This is a genomic window from Cognatiyoonia sp. IB215446 (assembly GCF_033963825.1).
In the GTDB taxonomy this organism is placed as follows: domain Bacteria; phylum Pseudomonadota; class Alphaproteobacteria; order Rhodobacterales; family Rhodobacteraceae; genus Yoonia.
In genome coordinates this window covers 194,955-209,918 of record NZ_JAXBMD010000005.1, presented here as the reverse complement: position 1 = coordinate 209,918, position 14,964 = coordinate 194,955, and the positions used below count along the sequence as shown (strand labels likewise).

Annotated in this window: 18 protein-coding genes; 7 read left to right on the top strand and 11 right to left on the bottom strand. The window is 59.9% G+C overall.

The window, feature by feature from the left end; all coding sequences use genetic code 11:
* The coding region (locus tag SLH49_RS18505) for a Stf0 family sulfotransferase (protein ID WP_320270638.1) at window positions 1-378 on the top strand (378 nt) is incomplete at its 5' end.
* A 206-nt stretch (window positions 379-584) separates the two neighbouring features.
* On the opposite strand, the gene rpsO is transcribed toward SLH49_RS18505, so the two are convergent.
* The 5 genes from rpsO to truB form a co-directional block, all read right to left on the bottom strand.
* Entirely contained in the window at window positions 585-854 is a 270-nt protein-coding gene (gene rpsO, locus SLH49_RS18500) for a 30S ribosomal protein S15 (protein ID WP_320270637.1), read from the bottom strand.
* Between the two features lie 135 nt (window positions 855-989).
* Complete coding sequence (locus SLH49_RS18495; protein ID WP_320270636.1) at window positions 990-1,832, bottom strand: calcium-binding protein; 843 nt, start codon at window positions 1,830-1,832, stop codon at window positions 990-992.
* Between the two features lie 95 nt (window positions 1,833-1,927).
* Entirely contained in the window at window positions 1,928-2,815 is an 888-nt protein-coding gene (locus tag SLH49_RS18490; RefSeq protein WP_320270635.1) for an alpha/beta hydrolase, read from the bottom strand.
* On the bottom strand, window positions 2,812-3,324 hold the full coding sequence (locus SLH49_RS18485; protein WP_320270634.1) for a DUF1643 domain-containing protein: 513 nt from the start codon (window positions 3,322-3,324) through the stop codon (window positions 2,812-2,814). The genes SLH49_RS18490 and SLH49_RS18485 overlap by 4 nt, the downstream gene beginning before the upstream one ends.
* 13 nt (window positions 3,325-3,337) lie before the next feature.
* Window positions 3,338-4,243 (bottom strand): tRNA pseudouridine(55) synthase TruB, encoded by a 906-nt coding sequence (gene truB / locus SLH49_RS18480; RefSeq protein ID WP_320270633.1) that lies wholly within the window; start codon window positions 4,241-4,243, stop codon window positions 3,338-3,340.
* Between truB and SLH49_RS18475 the strand changes: the two genes are divergently transcribed.
* Complete coding sequence (locus SLH49_RS18475) at window positions 4,242-4,721, top strand: gamma-glutamylcyclotransferase family protein (RefSeq protein ID WP_320270632.1); 480 nt, start codon at window positions 4,242-4,244, stop codon at window positions 4,719-4,721. The two genes, truB and SLH49_RS18475, sit on opposite strands and share 2 nt — an antisense overlap.
* A gap of 174 nt (window positions 4,722-4,895) precedes the next feature.
* On the opposite strand, the gene recQ is transcribed toward SLH49_RS18475, so the two are convergent.
* The gene (gene recQ, locus SLH49_RS18470; RefSeq protein ID WP_320270631.1) at window positions 4,896-6,929 is read right to left on the bottom strand and encodes a DNA helicase RecQ; all 2,034 of its coding nucleotides are present in this window, start codon (window positions 6,927-6,929) and stop codon (window positions 4,896-4,898) included.
* Between the two features lie 188 nt (window positions 6,930-7,117).
* Between recQ and SLH49_RS18465 the strand changes: the two genes are divergently transcribed.
* The 5 genes from SLH49_RS18465 to SLH49_RS18445 are packed head-to-tail and all read left to right on the top strand — an operon-like array spanning window position 7,118 to window position 11,194.
* Window positions 7,118-7,762 (top strand): histidine phosphatase family protein, encoded by a 645-nt coding sequence (locus SLH49_RS18465; RefSeq protein WP_320270630.1) that lies wholly within the window; start codon window positions 7,118-7,120, stop codon window positions 7,760-7,762.
* A gap of 13 nt (window positions 7,763-7,775) precedes the next feature.
* Window positions 7,776-8,561 carry a hypothetical protein gene (locus SLH49_RS18460; RefSeq protein WP_320270629.1) on the top strand — a complete coding sequence of 262 codons (786 nt, stop codon included), beginning with the start codon at window positions 7,776-7,778 and terminating at the stop codon, window positions 8,559-8,561.
* 55 nt (window positions 8,562-8,616) lie between these two features.
* Window positions 8,617-9,219, top strand: a complete 603-nt coding sequence (locus SLH49_RS18455; protein ID WP_320270628.1) for a glutathione S-transferase family protein — start codon at window positions 8,617-8,619, stop codon at window positions 9,217-9,219.
* Window positions 9,219-10,268, top strand: coding sequence for a saccharopine dehydrogenase (locus SLH49_RS18450; protein ID WP_320270627.1), 1,050 nt, complete (start codon window positions 9,219-9,221; stop codon window positions 10,266-10,268). Before SLH49_RS18455 ends, SLH49_RS18450 begins: the two co-directional genes overlap by 1 nt.
* Window positions 10,268-11,194, top strand: a complete 927-nt coding sequence (locus tag SLH49_RS18445) for a glutathione S-transferase family protein (protein ID WP_320270626.1) — start codon at window positions 10,268-10,270, stop codon at window positions 11,192-11,194. Before SLH49_RS18450 ends, SLH49_RS18445 begins: the two co-directional genes overlap by 1 nt.
* On the opposite strand, the gene SLH49_RS18440 is transcribed toward SLH49_RS18445, so the two are convergent.
* From SLH49_RS18440 to SLH49_RS18420, 5 genes are all read right to left on the bottom strand, one after another.
* Window positions 11,179-11,505: a DUF3775 domain-containing protein gene (locus SLH49_RS18440; RefSeq protein WP_320270625.1), complete on the bottom strand. Its 327-nt coding sequence runs from the start codon at window positions 11,503-11,505 to the stop codon at window positions 11,179-11,181. The two genes, SLH49_RS18445 and SLH49_RS18440, sit on opposite strands and share 16 nt — an antisense overlap.
* A gap of 127 nt (window positions 11,506-11,632) precedes the next feature.
* Complete coding sequence (locus SLH49_RS18435; protein WP_320270624.1) at window positions 11,633-12,592, bottom strand: alpha/beta hydrolase; 960 nt, start codon at window positions 12,590-12,592, stop codon at window positions 11,633-11,635.
* A 31-nt stretch (window positions 12,593-12,623) separates the two neighbouring features.
* Window positions 12,624-13,181 carry a nuclear transport factor 2 family protein gene (locus SLH49_RS18430; RefSeq protein WP_320270623.1) on the bottom strand — a complete coding sequence of 186 codons (558 nt, stop codon included), beginning with the start codon at window positions 13,179-13,181 and terminating at the stop codon, window positions 12,624-12,626.
* Between the two features lie 116 nt (window positions 13,182-13,297).
* Window positions 13,298-14,176: an AraC family transcriptional regulator gene (locus tag SLH49_RS18425; RefSeq protein ID WP_320270622.1), complete on the bottom strand. Its 879-nt coding sequence runs from the start codon at window positions 14,174-14,176 to the stop codon at window positions 13,298-13,300.
* 49 nt (window positions 14,177-14,225) lie between these two features.
* Window positions 14,226-14,963 carry an SDR family NAD(P)-dependent oxidoreductase gene (locus SLH49_RS18420; RefSeq protein WP_320270621.1) on the bottom strand — a complete coding sequence of 246 codons (738 nt, stop codon included), beginning with the start codon at window positions 14,961-14,963 and terminating at the stop codon, window positions 14,226-14,228.
* Window position 14,964 lies beyond the last annotated feature (1 nt).

The window sequence follows — 14,964 nt, the reverse complement described above, 5'->3', positions numbered from 1 at the left end:
GACAAGTTAGACCAAGCCATTTCTTACATTCGCGCGGAACAAACCGGTCTTTGGCATCGCAGAGCCGATGGAACTGATCTCGAGAGACAGGAAACTCGTCGGGAAGAGGGCTACGATCCGGCCGCTATACGATCTCAGATGGCAGAGTTCACTGAGTTTGATGTAGCTTGGCGGTCTTGGTTTGACGAGCAGTCGGTGATGCCTCTCCAAATCTCCTATGAGACTCTCTCGAGGGACCCACAAAAACAGTTGGAACGGATACTCGGAGCTCTCGGTAAAGATTGCTCAATCGCGGGCGGGATATCCACACCGACTGCCAAAATAGCGGACCAAATCAATCGACAATGGCGCGCGCGTTTTGAATTAGAGGCTACATAGTTTGATCGCAAGGCGGACCTTAGCGTAGTCGCAGCTAAAGGGCGCTTTGTCCGCGTCTCGCACGTCGGAGCATGTCGATCCAATGTCCGCTCTGGGCTGGCAACTGTCATTGCTAGAAACTCGCGAACGACAAATCCGTCCGCCCGCAAACAAAAACGCCCACCAAATGGTGGGCGTTTTGGTCATTTCGAATATCGGTTGTTACGTTACCGGCGCAGGCCCAGACGCTTGATCAGGTCCTGATAGCGCGCTTCGTCCTTGCTGCGGGTGTAGTCGAGCAGCTTACGGCGCTGTGCGACCATTTTCAGCAGGCCGCGGCGGCCGTGGTTGTCTTTTTTGTGGGTCTTGAAGTGCTCTGTCAGCGTCGCGATGCGGCTGGACAGGATTGCAACCTGCACTTCAGGGGATCCGGTATCGCCGTCTTTGGTGGCGAATTCTTTCATGATCTTTGCTTTTTCTTCAGCAGTAATCGACATCGGGGGCTCCTTTGGTTGAAGGGTGATGGCGCGATCCGGGATGTCGTCCAGAAAGGCCCGTGGAGGGTCCGTTCGCGGGTGATTCCGCGCGCGGATGGGTGCGTTTAGGGGGATTTGGCGAAAAAGGAAAGGGATTTATTGGGTGGCGACCAGCGACACTGCGTTCACATCCAGATCTGAGAGGTTCGTAAAGGTCGCCACAACCTCATCATCGGCCAAAAGGACGAGGCCCGCATCAGAGAGGACCGTGCTGAGCGTTGGTTCTTCGCCTTCAAACGCGATTTCGATCACGTCCTCTGCGGGGTCAAAGTCTTCGACGATCGTGTCGTTGGCTGCGGTCAGGTGAAATGTGTCCGCCCCGGTGCCGCCATGCAGGTTGTCGCCCGCGCCACCCATCAGGACGTCATCACCTGCGCCGCCGTTCAGATAGTCCCGATCATTATCGCCCCGGTCATAGAGCACGTCATCGCCGGAGCCACCGTGCAGCGTGTCGGCACCACTACCACCGACAAGCGTGTCGTCGTCGAGCGACCCCAGCAGGGCGTCGTCGCCGTCGCCGCCCATCAAGAGGTCGTTGCCGCCGCCGCCGTTGAGTTGATCGTCGCCAGCCTCTCCGGCGATGACATCGTCGCCGACATGCCCGGCGAGTGTGTCGTCGCCCGGGCCGCCAGTGATGATATCGTCACCGCGGCCACCGTGGATTTCATCATCGCCGGCGCCGCCATCCAGACGGTCATCGCCGTCTTCACCGTCAATGTAATCGTCACCGGCCCCGGTTTGGACGACATCGTCGGCATCGCCTGAAAAGACAATCGTATCGGCGTCGCTGGGCGCGACAATTTCGTCAATGGTTTGAATGTCCTGGCTGGGATCGTCGGGATCGGTTTCAGGCTCGGGCGCGGGGCCAGTTTCTTCTTCGTCGCCGACAATCAGGGCTGCCGTCATGGCAACGCCCAACATACCAAGAATGGCCAACATCACTCTACCCCAATTTCACAGGCCACCCCTGACCTGATCAGGCATGGAATGTAGCATGGCAGCGGCGAAAAGTGGGGTGAAAACTGAGGTTAGGGTTAATGCGCGCTGAAGAAGGGGAGAAAGTTGTCGATGACGGCTTTGGGGTTCTCTTCCATGGTGAAATGGCCGGATTTGCAGGATCCGTCGGTCATCGTCTCGGCCCAGGGTGCCCAGAGCGCGGCAGGATTGCCGGTTTTTGCAGGAAATCCACCTTCGGCCCAGAGAAAGTGTAACGGTGCGTTGATCCGGCGTCCGGCGGCGCGGTCGGCTTCATCAAGCGCTTTGTCAATGGTCGCGCCCGCCCGGTAATCCGCGCACATGGCGTGCAGATGGGCGGGGTCCTGCGCCTGCGCGCGATAGCTGGCCAGGGCGGCGTCGGAGAAGGGTTTGAGCGATTGGCTGAGCGTCCAGGATGCCAGCGTCCAGTCGATATAGGCGGCCGGGTCCGCGCCGATCATACGTTCGGGCAATGGTGCGGGCTGGGCCAGAAAGGTCCAGTGATAGGCCTTCATCGCGAGATCGGCGTTCCAGTTGGTCCAGAAATCCCCCGTGGGCACAATCTCGATGATGCCCAGTCGGTGCAGCCGATCAGGATGGTCGAGTGCGAAGCGATAGGCCACCCGTCCGCCGCGGTCGTGGCCCAGGATATGCGCCTTTGCGATACCTAACGCATCCATGAGGGCCACGATGTCCGCCGCCATTTGTCGTTTGGAATACGTGACGTGGGTGGCATCATCAGTGGGTGCGTCACTGTCGCCGTAACCGCGCAGATCCGGCACGATCACGTCGAAATCGGCGGTGAATGCGGGCGTGACCTGCGCCCAGCAATGGTGATTTTCGGGATAGCCGTGCAGCAGGATCAACGGCGTCCCCTGCCCTGCGCGATGGACCGAAAGTTGCACATCGCCGCATTGCACAAAGGATTGGGTGAAACCGGGGATCATCGGGTGCTCCATAAAATCGGCTGCTGGCTATAGCTGATGTAAAGCGGATGTTTGGGATGCCCATCTTTGCTCAGCCCCAGATGGTGAATGGGTTTGCCGGTCGCACGCAAGAGCGCCTCAGTCGCAGGACCGCGGCCCAGATGCGCGCCATGGGTGCCCCAGGCGGCGATAATCGCATCGGCCCAAAGGGCGCCCGCACGGATCGTTGAGTCATTTTCGGGGCCAATAGGTTCGGGTGCTTTGCGCATCGTATGTGGGTCGGTCTCGCGCCATGCGAAGATGTTGGTGACTTGAAACGCCCCGTAGCCCAGCGCCCGCGCGCGCCGTTCGCAACGTTCGACCGTGGGATCGTTCTGCACCTCGGTCGCCTTGGAGGGGTTGAGCATCACAAAGAGGGCCCGTTGGCCATCTGCGTCCCATGTCCGCGTGAGCGCATAGCGGTAGCGTTCGCAATCAGAATAGAGCGCGGTGGAGGGTGCATCGCCCTTGATATGGGTGCGGGTGATCATTGGGGTAAGGCGTCTAGGTGTTAAACACACGGGTCGGCTGCATCTCTCCCCCGCGATAGGTGCCGACGGCAATGGCCTTGCCGTCGTACGAGGCCCAGACTTCCTCACCATATTCCACATCGCTGGCGATGACCGATGCGGGGTTGCCGTTGCGCAGCTTCGCCACGCTTTCGGCAAGACAGCGCACCTCTGGCAGATCGGCAAGACCGACCTCAAGCGGCTGCAGATACGCGTCAAGATCGGGGGTTTTCGCCAGTGCATCGATTTGATCGACACTGATCCCGTCCTCGGCCGTGAATGGGCCCGACCAGATGCGCCGCAGCGTTTTCACATGGGCTTTGCAGCCCAACGCCTCTCCCAGATCGCGGGCGATGGCGCGGACATAGCCGCCTTTGCCGCATGTCATCTCAAGCACTGCATGATTGGGATCGGGCCGGTCGATAAGCAAAAGTTCCTCGACCCAAAGTGGCCGGGCCGCCAAAGCCATGTCTTCCCCTTCGCGCGCTTTCTTGTAGGCGCGTTCGCCGTCGACTTTGACTGCAGAGAATTGCGGCGGGACCTGCATGATGTCCCCCACGAATTGACCGAGTGCGGCTTTGATCGCCGCGTCATCCGGGCGCAGGTCGGTTTCCGCGATCACCTCGCCCTCGGCGTCGTCGGTATTCGTCGCCTGACCGAAACGTATCGTAAAGGTATAGGCCTTGAGCGCGTCGGTGATGTAGGGCACGGTTTTTGTGGCCTCGCCTAACGCGACCGCGAGAACGCCAGTGGCCTCGGGGTCGAGCGTGCCGGCATGGCCGGCCTTTTTGGCCTCCATCGCCCAGCGGACCTTGTTGACGACAGCGGTCGAGGTGATCCCGGCGGGTTTGTCCACCACCAGCCAGCCCGAAATATCGCGCCCCTTGCGTTTGCGTGCCATGCCGAGTCCTTTGCCAGATTGGCGGTTTGCTATTGCCCGTGCCGGACAGGGTCAAGCGGTCGTGCGCGCGTCCCGCGCCTTTGCCAGGACCGGTGTGCTGGATTTCCGTTGCACTGTCGCTAAGCTACGCAGCATGGACGACGATCCGGATCTATGTCTGGCCACCTACGGCACTCTCGCCCCCGGTGAGGTCAATCACGGCCAGCTTGCCGAACTGCCGGGCGAGTGGTCAACCGGCACCGTGAACGGGTGGCTCAAGCAATCCGGCTGGGGTGCCGATCTGGGTTTTCCGGGCCTTGTTTTGGATGATGCGGGCCCTCCGGTGACGGTGCATATCTTTCGCTCCAGCGCGCTTCCCGCACATTGGGATCGGTTGGATACGTTCGAAGGTGACGGTTACCAGCGCAGTCTTGTGACGGTGAGAACTGAGTCCGGCAATCAGAAAGCGTGGTTGTACGAGGTTATTGCGGAAGAATGACAGCTGTATCGTCTCAGATAGTCTGAACCTCACCATATAGGTCGTGTTGGAAATGCCGGTCAGGCGCCGCGTTATGGTGCCCAAGAGGCGCCAGCGTGTTTCGAGGCGACGCATGATGTGTTTTCTGTACCGGGCCCTAAAGCTGCATGATATTATTGCAGAACACTCTAGCGCTCAGCCGTTTTCGAGCACTTCCAGAAACGCCTCGCCGAACCTTTCGGCGTATTTGTCGCCCATCACGCGGGTCAGGTGACCCAGATCAGGATTGTGCAACGTGGCGATCTTGGCGATCAGCCCCGCCGAGCAGGTCATGGGTTTGTCCGTCCCGTGCGGGCCACGGCTGAGCCGTGCTTGCGCGGCCAGCAGGCGGTCATAGATCGCCCCTTCGTTGCGCCCGGCAAGCTTGCGGCGGGCCGGGTGTATGTCTTCGGCGGCGCCTGCGATGACCTCCAGAAAGGCCTGGCCGTAGCTTTCAAGCTTCTTCGCCCCGACACCGCCGATCTGCGCCATCTCGTCGAGATTACGAGGGCGTTTTTCGGCCATTTCAATGAGCGTGCGGTCGTTGAAGATGATATAGGCGGGGGCGTTCGCCTGTTCGGCCAGATACCGGCGCTTGGCCTTCAGCGCAGATAAGAGCGGCGCGTCTTCTTCGCTAACCAACATCCGCACTTTCGGGCCGGTTTTGGCGGTCCGGATCGTGTCGCGGCGCAGCTCAATCGTCGCTTCGCCGCGCAGGATGGGCCGCGCCTTTTCGGTCATGCGTAAGGCACCGTGCCGCTCTCGATCCGGGCGGATCAAGTCGTGCCCCATCATCTGCCGAAAGATCGCCTGCCATTGGCGTTTGTCATACTCTTTGCCAACGCCGAATGTGGGCAGGCTGTCATGGCCGCGCTGCCGGATTTTGTCGGTCATGTTGCCGAGCAGGATGTCGATCAGATGGCCCGCGCCGAACCATTCCTCGGTGCGCAGCGCAGCGGAGAGCGCCATGCGCACGGGTGTTGTGCCGTCAAACACCTCCGCCGGTTTGTCGCAGAGGTCACAATGGCCACAAGGAGTCGCCTCCTCGCCGAAATACCCAAGCAGCGTCTGGCGACGGCATTTGAGCGCCTCGGCCAAACCCAAAAGCGCGTTCAGCCGCCCGTGATCCGCCGTGCGCCGTTCTGGGGGTGCGAGCCCTTCGTCGATCTGTTGCCGCCTGAACCGGATGTCATCAGGGCCAAAGAGCGTGAGCGTCTCCGCAGGCGCGCCGTCGCGCCCGGCACGACCGATTTCCTGATAATAGCCTTCGATTGACTTGGGCAGGTCCGCATGGGCGACCCAGCGGATATCGGGTTTGTCAATCCCCATACCAAACGCGATCGTCGCGCAGACGATCAGGCCATCCTCTTGCTGAAAACGCCGTTCGACATTGCGCCGATCTTCTGCCTCCATCCCGCCGTGGTAATGGCAGGTGGGGTGCCCGGCCTCGGCCAGCGCTTTGGCCAGCGTTTCGGTCTTGGCGCGGGTGCCGCAATAGACGATGCCTGATTGGCCCTTGCGGGCGGCGGCGAAGTTCAGGATCTGATTGCGCGGGCCATCTTTGACAGCGAAGGCAAGGTGGATATTGGGCCGATCAAAGCCGCGTAGGAATTTGGCGGGTTGCACGCCGTCAAAGAGTTTCTGAATAATCTCTTGTTGGGTTTCGGCATCTGCCGTGGCGGTGAAAGCGGCCAACGGCACGTCCAGCGTCCGTCTGAGTTCCCCGATCCGCAGATAATCGGGTCGGAAATCGTGCCCCCATTGGCTGACGCAATGCGCTTCATCCACCGCGATCAGGCCGACACCCGCCCGCCGCAGCATGTTGACCGTGCCTGCAGAGGCGAGCCGTTCGGGGGCCATGTAGAGAAGCTTTAGAGCGCCGCTTTCCAATGCCTCCCACACTGCATCAGTCTCTTCGGACGTGTTGCCAGAGGTCAGTGCGCCAGCAGACACCCCGGCCTCACGCAGGCCCCGGACCTGATCGCGCATCAGGGCGATCAGAGGAGAGATCACAACCGTCACGCCATCGCGCACAATGGCGGGCAGTTGAAAGCATAGCGATTTGCCGCCACCCGTGGGCATGATGGCCAGCGTGTTCTGCCCGTTGGTGACCGCCTCAACAATATCCTGCTGGCCGGGCCTGTAGGCATCAAAACCAAAAACTTCACGTAAAAGCGTGGCTGCGGACATCGCCGGAATGCACCTGTTCTATGCTCGGGGTTCTTTTGCCCCCACAGTTTCATAGGCCGAATCCGCTAACAAGATGTATCTGGCGCACCACCTGAAAAATGACCCTTTGCTTGGCGTCAACGGGTGACAAAGCAGCGATTGCTATTGGTATTTGAACGCCGTACCTCTGTCCCTTTAGGAGAGATGTGATGGGTGAGATTATTCTGGTCCGGCATGGGCAGGCCAATTCAGGGGCAACGGACGAAGAAAGCTATGACCGGTTATCGGATCTGGGGCATCAGCAAGCTCGCTGGCTGGGGGACTACCTGCGCGACCGCGAGGGGCCGTTTGACAAGGTGATCGCGGGCAGCTTGCGGCGTCACCAGGAGACGGCGGCCGGAATCGGCTATGTCGATCCACAGATCGACCCGCGCCTGAATGAGATGGATTACTTCAACCTTGGTCAGGCTTTGGAAGACGTCCATGGCGTCCCCTTTCCCGGCCCCGATGACTTTGCGGCCCATGTCCCGCAAGTGATGGAGGCCTGGCACCGGGCCGAGATTATGGGGGTGGAGACCTTTGCGTCCTTTGAGGCGCGGGTGACAGGTGTGCTGCAGGAGGCGGCAAAGCCGGGGGCGCGGGTGCTCTGCGTGACCTCCGGCGGGGTGATCGGTATGATCATGCGTCATCTTCTGGACCTCGACCCCAAACGCATGGCGCATGTGCTTTTGCCGATCATGAACAGCTCAATCCACCGCGTGCATGTGATCCCTCAGGGGCCGATCCTCGCGGGGTTCAACGCGGTGCCGCATCTGGACCATCCGGACCGAGCCCATGCGCTGACGCACTACTAGGCCAGATGCCGCCATGACCATCACACCAATCGGTTATCTGTTTTTTGGCTCCATCGCCTTTGGCATTACACTGATGGTGGGTGTCAGTCGGCGCTGGTCAAAAGATGGAAAACCAGCGGGGATTGTGGCCAACCTGTTTTTCGGGCTGGTGCTGGTCTGTATCTCAACTCTCTTTTTCATGCTGAGCTTTTTTGGTGCGAAAGCCGTCTATGAGATGGTGACCTTTCCGAAATACGAGGCAACCATCATCAGCTTTGAGAGCGAATGGGAAGAATTCACACGCACCGACAGCGATGGGCGCAGTTACACGGAAGATGTGCTGATGCATACGCCGATGCTGCAATTTACGGATGAGACCGGTCGCATCATCACGCAGGAAGGCAACATCCGTTCTGGTGCGGAACCCGTGATCGGGGATACGGTTACTGTCGGCTATCGGCGGGGACGGGGGCTGCAGGTCATCTCACTTGCGTCCATTGGACTTTACACCGCCCTTTTCGTGATGCTGCTTATCCTGGGGTTTATCCTGACCAAAGTCCTGTTCTTCGTGCTTGGCCGCAAATCCAAAGGACTTGATGCCTTTGGCAGCTTTCTATTGGTCTATATCGTCATCGGCGGCAGCATGCTGTTTATGCTGGCTGCGATGACCTACGGGGTCTTCAGCTATTTCCAGCCCGGCAGTGATATGCCGCTTTGGGTCATGCTGGTTTGCGCCTTCTTCACGCTGACGCTCGTCCTGGCATTTGCCGGGATGTTCGTGGCAACCAAGAATGCCAAGCGAAAACGTTCCACATCTTGACGATCCTCGCAAATCCCTTGCGTATTGATGATGTCGATTGCTCAAAGGATCTCTCATGCTTCGCTTACACTACGCCCCCCGCACAATCTCGGTCGCTGTGGCGATTGCCCTTGAGGAGGTCGGCACCCCTTACGAGGCTGTGCGCCTTGATTTTGCAGCGGGTGAGCAGACGAAGGAGGATTATCGTCGGATCAATCCCAAGGGCCGTGTGCCCGCGTTGGAAACGCCTGACGGTATCCTAACGGAGACGGGCGCGGTACTCGAATATGTCGCGCCATCACTGGTACCATCAGATCCCTATGCTGCAGCGAAGATGCGGGAATTGATGTGCTATCTAAACGGAACGATGCACCCTCACCACGCCCATGGGCTGCGGGGGGAACGTTGGGCGGATCAGGAATCCTCTTTCGCCGACATGAAGCAGAAAGTGCCAGAGCGGATGGCCGATTGCTGTGTTTATCTGGAGGAGCATCTGCCGGAGATGCCCTTTCCCATTGGTGATCTGCAGGTCGTCTCGGATGCCTATCTGTATGTCGTGCTGACTTGGCTGAAAGGGGACGGAGTTGAGATTGAAGATCACCCGCTTTTGGCCGCGTTTCAGCACAAGATGAATACGCATCGGTCGGTGCAGGCGGTCTATGAAAAAGGCATGCTTTGATGGTGCATCTTTGGGTCCGCTCTGAGGCGCGTGCGCATGAGGAGAGGGTGGGCCTGACGCCGCAGGGGGTGGCGAAGCTGATTGCCGCTGGCTTCCGGGTCACGGTTGAGGAAAGCGCACAGCGTATTCTGCCGATTGCCGATTACGCGAGCACAGGATGCGAGGTCGCGCCAGAGTTTTCCTGGGTCGATGCGCCTGACGACGCGATCATTTTTGGGCTGAAGGAATTGCCGGATGACGGCACACCCCTGCGTCATCGCCACATCATGTTTGGCCACGCCTATAAGGGTCAGCCTGCGGGGCAGGTTTTGTTGGGGCGGTTCAAGGCGGGCGGCGGGGCGCTTCTTGATCTGGAATATCTGACCGATGCGAGTGGCCGCCGCGTGGCGGCCTTTGGCTATTGGGCGGGCTACGCGGGTGCGGCTGTGTCGCTAACGTGCTGGGTCGCGCAACAGCAAGGTGGGATTGCCGGACGGGTCAGGGCCTATCCGAGTGCCAATCACATGCTGGCGGAATTGCAGCAGTCGCTGGTCACGCTTGGTACGCAGCGGCCGACGGCGCTGATCATCGGCGCTTTGGGCCGGGTAGGCACCGGCGCGGCGGATTTGTGTCAGGCGATGGGTGTGGCGACCACGAAGTGGGACATGGAGGAGACGGCGCATGGCGGGCCGTTTCCTGAGGTGCTGGCCCATGACATCTTTCTCAACTGCATCCTCGCCCGTCCCGGCACACCGGTCTTTGTGCCTGCCAGCGCGAAGGTCGCCGCGCGCGATCTGTCGGTGATTGGCGATATCGCTTGCGACCCGGACAGCGACTTTTCTCCGATCAAGGTGTATGATCGAACCACGACTTGGGAGGCGCCGGCCTTGCGTGTGCATGACCAACCGGTTCTGGATGTCACCGCAATCGACAACCTGCCCTCCATGCTGCCAGCCGAAAGCAGCGAGGATTTTGCAGAGCAACTCCTACCACATTTGCTGACCCTGAACGCGCCTGATCAGGGTGTCTGGGGCCGGGCACGGGCGTGCTTTGACAGGGCGGTCGGCTGATGGGGTATATGGTCGAGGGCGTCTACCATGTGGGCGACGATGTTACGGCGACGCTGCCCTCGGGTGAATTCGAACGCAGCCGCAGTACCGTGCGCAACTGGATTGGCGATGATGATTTCCTGGTTGAAGCGGGCCGGTACCACCTCTTTGTCGCCTGGAACTGCCCTTGGGCGCATCGCACGCTGTTGATGCGCGCGCTGAAGGGGCTGGATCATATCACCGTGTCCTACGCTCTGCCGAACCGGACCGATCAGGGGTGGGTCTTTGATGCGGAGGGCGCCTTTGCCGACCCGCTTTTGGGCGCAGGGGCGGTGCATGAGGTCTACAGCGCCGATCCGATGGGCTACACCGGTCGTCTGACCGTGCCAGTTTTGTGGGACAAGGTCGCGCGTCGCATGGTCAGCAACGAATCCGCTGATATCGTGCGGATGCTGAATGATGCGTTTGACGGGCCGGACTTTGCGCCGGAGGCATTGCGCGACCAGATCGATGAGTGGAACGCGCTGATCTATGCTGACGTCAACAATGGCGTCTACCGCGCCGGGTTTGCATCAACTCAAGCAGCTTATGAAAAGGCCGCATATGAAGTGTTCGGCACGCTCGACCGGATTGACGCGCATCTGGCCGAGAACCGGTTTTTATGTGGCGATCAGTTTACGGAAGCTGATCTGCGACTCTTTCCCACGCTTGCGCGGTTTGACGTGGCCTACCATTACGCCTTCCGCTGCAATCTGAAAAAGCTGTCGGATTACGCCCATCTTTGGCCCTATGCCAAGGCGATCTACGCGATGCCCGGCGTGGCAGACACGGTGCGGTTTGACATCTACAAACGCGGCTATTTCAGCGCGAGTGAAAAGCGGAACCCGCTGGGGATTATCCCGATTGGGCCAATCGTCGATTGGGGCACCGATCAGGTCGGACGATAAAGCTCATCCTCGGCTTCAGTCGCATCCATGCCCAGCGCGTCCATCCCCGCTTCCAGATGGTCTGACAGATGCGGCGAACCCTTGAGGTAGTCGGCTGTGGGGACCGTCGCCTCGCGCATCGCAGTGTCGATGGCGTCGTCCAGATCGTCAGCCTCAAAGCTGCCGCGTCCGATCCAGAAGACGGCGACGAGACCCGCCTGTTCGTCTTCGTTCAAACGCTCCACAAAGGCATCGAATTCATTCTCGGCCCGGTCGAGTTCGCGGGCCAGAATGATCACCTCGGCGATCTTGTCAGCTGTGACGGGTAGCATGATGCATCCTCCTGTTGGGGGCAGGATGGGGCAAATTGTACATAGCGGCTTTGATCTGGCGCAAGTGATCGCACGCAAAAGCGGCGGCCCGTTTCGGGGCCGCCGCCGTGATTTTGTGTCTGTTCTCTTAGCTGTCCTGCGCCGTTGCGGCACCGAAATGAGCAGCCATCGTGTCGGCGGCGCGGGTCACATCCTCTGGGTTGTCGTAGAAGTCGAACTGCGTGACATCTTCGAGCATCTGGAGGGTTGCCTCACCAGTGAAGCCTTCGAGGAAGCTGCGCACACCTTGCGGGATCGCTGCGGCCTCGGAGTGGACAACCGCCAGGGGCTGGGTCAGCCGATTGGGGTTGTCGGCAGGATGGTAGGTCAGCCAGCCTTCCCAGCCTGCATTGTTCCACTGGTTGTCGTATTCCGGGATCGCACCGCGATCAGCCTCGTAATAGTAGCCACCGATAGGCATCAGCACGCCCTCGGCACCTTCAGGGCCAGCTGCGGGGATGATCTGACCGCCGGCAGCCTCAGCGGTGCGGCTGACGTCGATCAGGCCGCTCACGCCCTCTTCACCGCCATAGACCGCGTTCACGATCTCTTCGTTCTGTAGCCAAGGGGCGACCAGACCGATGCGGTTCACAAGATCATTGCCCGCAACTGCGTCGACCATGTAGCCAGCAGAGGCGCAGATGCCCAATCCGTTGACCTGGGTCGCGTCAACCTCTGGCAAGGTGGCCACGAAGTTGAAGGCCGCACGGATGTCGGATGTCTTAGCCTCCGGGCTTTCGACGAAGCGGACGTTCTGTGGAAGGTCGCCGGATTTGCCCCAGCCACGGAAGTCGAATGTGAAGGCGGCAAAGCCCCGTTCGACCATCTGTTCGGCGTAAAGACGCGGCATCTGTTCTTCGACCGTGGTCCAGGCGCCGGTGACGACGATTGTGGGCAAGGCGCTGCCATCATGACCTTCGGGCAGATAAAGCGTGCCGGAGAGCATCGCGCCTTCGTTTTCAAAGGTCAGCGTGCGGGTTTCGACCTGAGCGATGGCAGCAGTTGAGGCCATCAGCATTGCGGCGGTTGTGATTGAGAACGTGTTCATTGTCTTATCTCCAGTGATGAGGGGTTTAGGTTCAGGATCCGGGTGTGTTACGGACAAAGGGATTGCCGCGTTCGGCGGTCGCGGTGAAGGTCATCGCGTTGACTTTCCAGCCGTCTTCGGTGCGGGCAAAGCCGTGCTCATAAGTGCCCCAGACTTCCCACAGCGCCTCACCACCATTTTCGGGCAGCCCGCCGCTTTCCATCCGGTTCCAGGCATAGCCGTGCGAGACCATCGTCGCCGCGTCAGGCCCATCGAATGTCACACGGTGATTGACGCGCAGGTGGAATGAGGTTTTTTCGGCGGTCAGGTTGCCGGACCATTCGGCGATGAGCGCGTCAGCGGGGATCGTCGCAGGCTCTCCACCAACCAGCGATGTGAAATCGACGGTGATTTCGTCGGTAAAGAAGCTGCGGGTCAGATCCCAGTCTTTGGCGTCGACACCGGCATCGATAGCGTCAGCGATGCGGACCATCTCGGCCTGATCAACCAGTGTGTCAGCGGTGATCGGGTCGCCCGCCAGATTTGGCGTGTCGGCAAGGGCGATGGTTGCGGAAGTGATGAGGGCGGTTGCGGCGGTCAGGGCTTTCATTGTCTTGTCTCCGTTGGTGTGTTCCGATGACCAAAGAGATACCCAACGGCAGGCCAGATGAATTGAACCGGTCTGCCGGGTTTTTGTAGGATTCTGCTTTTTGAAGAATGCCGCTTTCAGGCGGCGCGGAACTGGCGGGGGGTCTGGCCCGTGACCTGTTTGAAGCTGCGCGAGAAATGCGCCTGGTCGGCAAAGCCGCAAGAAAGAGCCACGTCGCCCAACGGGCGCGCCGGATCCTCCATCATCTTCATGGCCTGCTCAATCCGGTAGGCCAGCACATATTGCATGGGCGTCGAACCCAGCGTTTCCTTGAAGACGCGTGCGAAATGCGAGGCGCTCATCCCCGCCTCGCGCGCGAGTTCATCGACGGTGATCGTTTGGTCCAACCGCGCGCGGATGAAGGCGAGGACCTGATTGTAGTGTTTCGAGGTGAACTTCGCGCTCAGCGCCACCTCTTCCGCGCGACGTTTGCCGTAGCGCTGCAGCAGTTTGACGAGCAGCACGCGGCTCATCGCCTCGAACATGACACCGGACGAGATATCGTCGTTTTCCAGCGCATCGCGTAGCATCACACCCGCATTGCAGAGATCTGCGTCGGAGAATTGCGGTTCGTCATTGAGTTGCTGCGGGTCGAGGAGGATGCCCAACTCGGACTGGGCAAAGCGCTCGACCTTGGCGGGGTCGAGCGTCACAATGATCACGTCGCTTTTGGCAAACCAGCGCCAGCCGGAGCGCATGCCAGCGGGCGTGATAATCACATCATCTTTGTGCAGCGTAAAATCCCGCATCTCGCCATTGCGCCGGTTCTGCACGCGATGGGCGTTTTCCTGCAGGTTCAGCACCACGTGATGTTCGGCAAAGACGTCCTCGGGCATGCTGTCCGGCTCCGCCTGGAAATAGCGGACGGACATCAGCGCTGCGGCAGAAATATGCTCTTTCGCGTCGCTGTTGAGAAGCGGCAGCGAGGGATAGATTTCAGCGTAGCGGCGCGGCATGAGTGAAGTCTCCTACCGCATATTTAGCGTCTTCCTGACGATATACGACCTACTTCGCGCCAAAGAGCCGGTAATACATCCAATCCGGCATAAACTGCGACAGGCGGAACACCCATGAGAACATCATCGGGAAGCTCTTTTTGAAGCTGTCGGTGTTCATGTGGTCGAAGACCTCGCGCGCGGCGTCTTCGGGGGACATGATAAAGGGCATGTTGAAGTCGTTCTTGTCGGTCAGCCGCGTCTTGATGAAGCCCGGATTGATCAACTGCACCTCGATGGGCGAGGTACGCAGATCGGCCTGCATGGACTCGGCCAGTGACATCATCCCCGCCTTGGACGAGCAATAGCCGATGGCACCCGGCAGGCCACGGAAGCCGGAGAGCGATCCAACGAGCACGATGTGCCCGGCACTCCTGGCGATCATATCCTTGATGACGGACCCCACGACCCGTGATGCCCCGAGGAAGTTCACCTCGCCCATCATATCGGCTTTCTCGTTGTCCCATTCCTGGGCCTTCATGGGCCAATAGACGCCAGCGAGATACACAACGCCGTCCAACTCACCCGCCTCCACGGCGGCTTTTTCAACAGCGGCACGGTCGGCCACGTCAACGGTGATGTAGGAAGCCTTGCCGGGCAATTCCGCGACCAGTTCTTTCAACCGGTCCTCTGATCTGGCGGAAACGATGACTTCGGCCCCTGCCCGGTTGAGCATGAATGCCACCTCGCGCCCCAGCCCCTCGCTCGCGCCGACGAGCCAGTAGCGCTTCCCTTGCCAGTTCTTCAAT

Bases quoted from the DNA above. Each gene is read 5' to 3' on its own strand.
- SLH49_RS18495 (WP_320270636.1), bottom strand. From the start codon at position 1,832: ATGTTGGCCATTCTTGGTATGTTGGGCGTTGCCATGACGGCAGCCCTG.
- recQ (WP_320270631.1), bottom strand. From the start codon at position 6,929: ATGTCCGCAGCCACGCTTTTACGTGAAGTTTTTGGTTTTGATGCCTAC.
- rpsO (WP_320270637.1), bottom strand. From the start codon at position 854: ATGTCGATTACTGCTGAAGAAAAAGCAAAGATCATGAAAGAATTCGCC.
- SLH49_RS18460 (WP_320270629.1), top strand. From the start codon at position 7,776: ATGACCATCACACCAATCGGTTATCTGTTTTTTGGCTCCATCGCCTTT.
- SLH49_RS18450 (WP_320270627.1), top strand. From the start codon at position 9,219: ATGGTGCATCTTTGGGTCCGCTCTGAGGCGCGTGCGCATGAGGAGAGG.
- SLH49_RS18445 (WP_320270626.1), top strand. From the start codon at position 10,268: ATGGGGTATATGGTCGAGGGCGTCTACCATGTGGGCGACGATGTTACG.
- truB (WP_320270633.1), bottom strand. From the start codon at position 4,243: ATGGCACGCAAACGCAAGGGGCGCGATATTTCGGGCTGGCTGGTGGTG.
- SLH49_RS18475 (WP_320270632.1), top strand. From the start codon at position 4,242: ATGCCGAGTCCTTTGCCAGATTGGCGGTTTGCTATTGCCCGTGCCGGA.
- SLH49_RS18430 (WP_320270623.1), bottom strand. From the start codon at position 13,181: ATGAAAGCCCTGACCGCCGCAACCGCCCTCATCACTTCCGCAACCATC.
- SLH49_RS18440 (WP_320270625.1), bottom strand. From the start codon at position 11,505: ATGCTACCCGTCACAGCTGACAAGATCGCCGAGGTGATCATTCTGGCC.
- SLH49_RS18425 (WP_320270622.1), bottom strand. From the start codon at position 14,176: ATGCCGCGCCGCTACGCTGAAATCTATCCCTCGCTGCCGCTTCTCAAC.
- SLH49_RS18435 (WP_320270624.1), bottom strand. From the start codon at position 12,592: ATGAACACGTTCTCAATCACAACCGCCGCAATGCTGATGGCCTCAACT.
- SLH49_RS18490 (WP_320270635.1), bottom strand. From the start codon at position 2,815: ATGATCCCCGGTTTCACCCAATCCTTTGTGCAATGCGGCGATGTGCAA.
- SLH49_RS18465 (WP_320270630.1), top strand. From the start codon at position 7,118: ATGGGTGAGATTATTCTGGTCCGGCATGGGCAGGCCAATTCAGGGGCA.
- SLH49_RS18455 (WP_320270628.1), top strand. From the start codon at position 8,617: ATGCTTCGCTTACACTACGCCCCCCGCACAATCTCGGTCGCTGTGGCG.
- SLH49_RS18485 (WP_320270634.1), bottom strand. From the start codon at position 3,324: ATGATCACCCGCACCCATATCAAGGGCGATGCACCCTCCACCGCGCTC.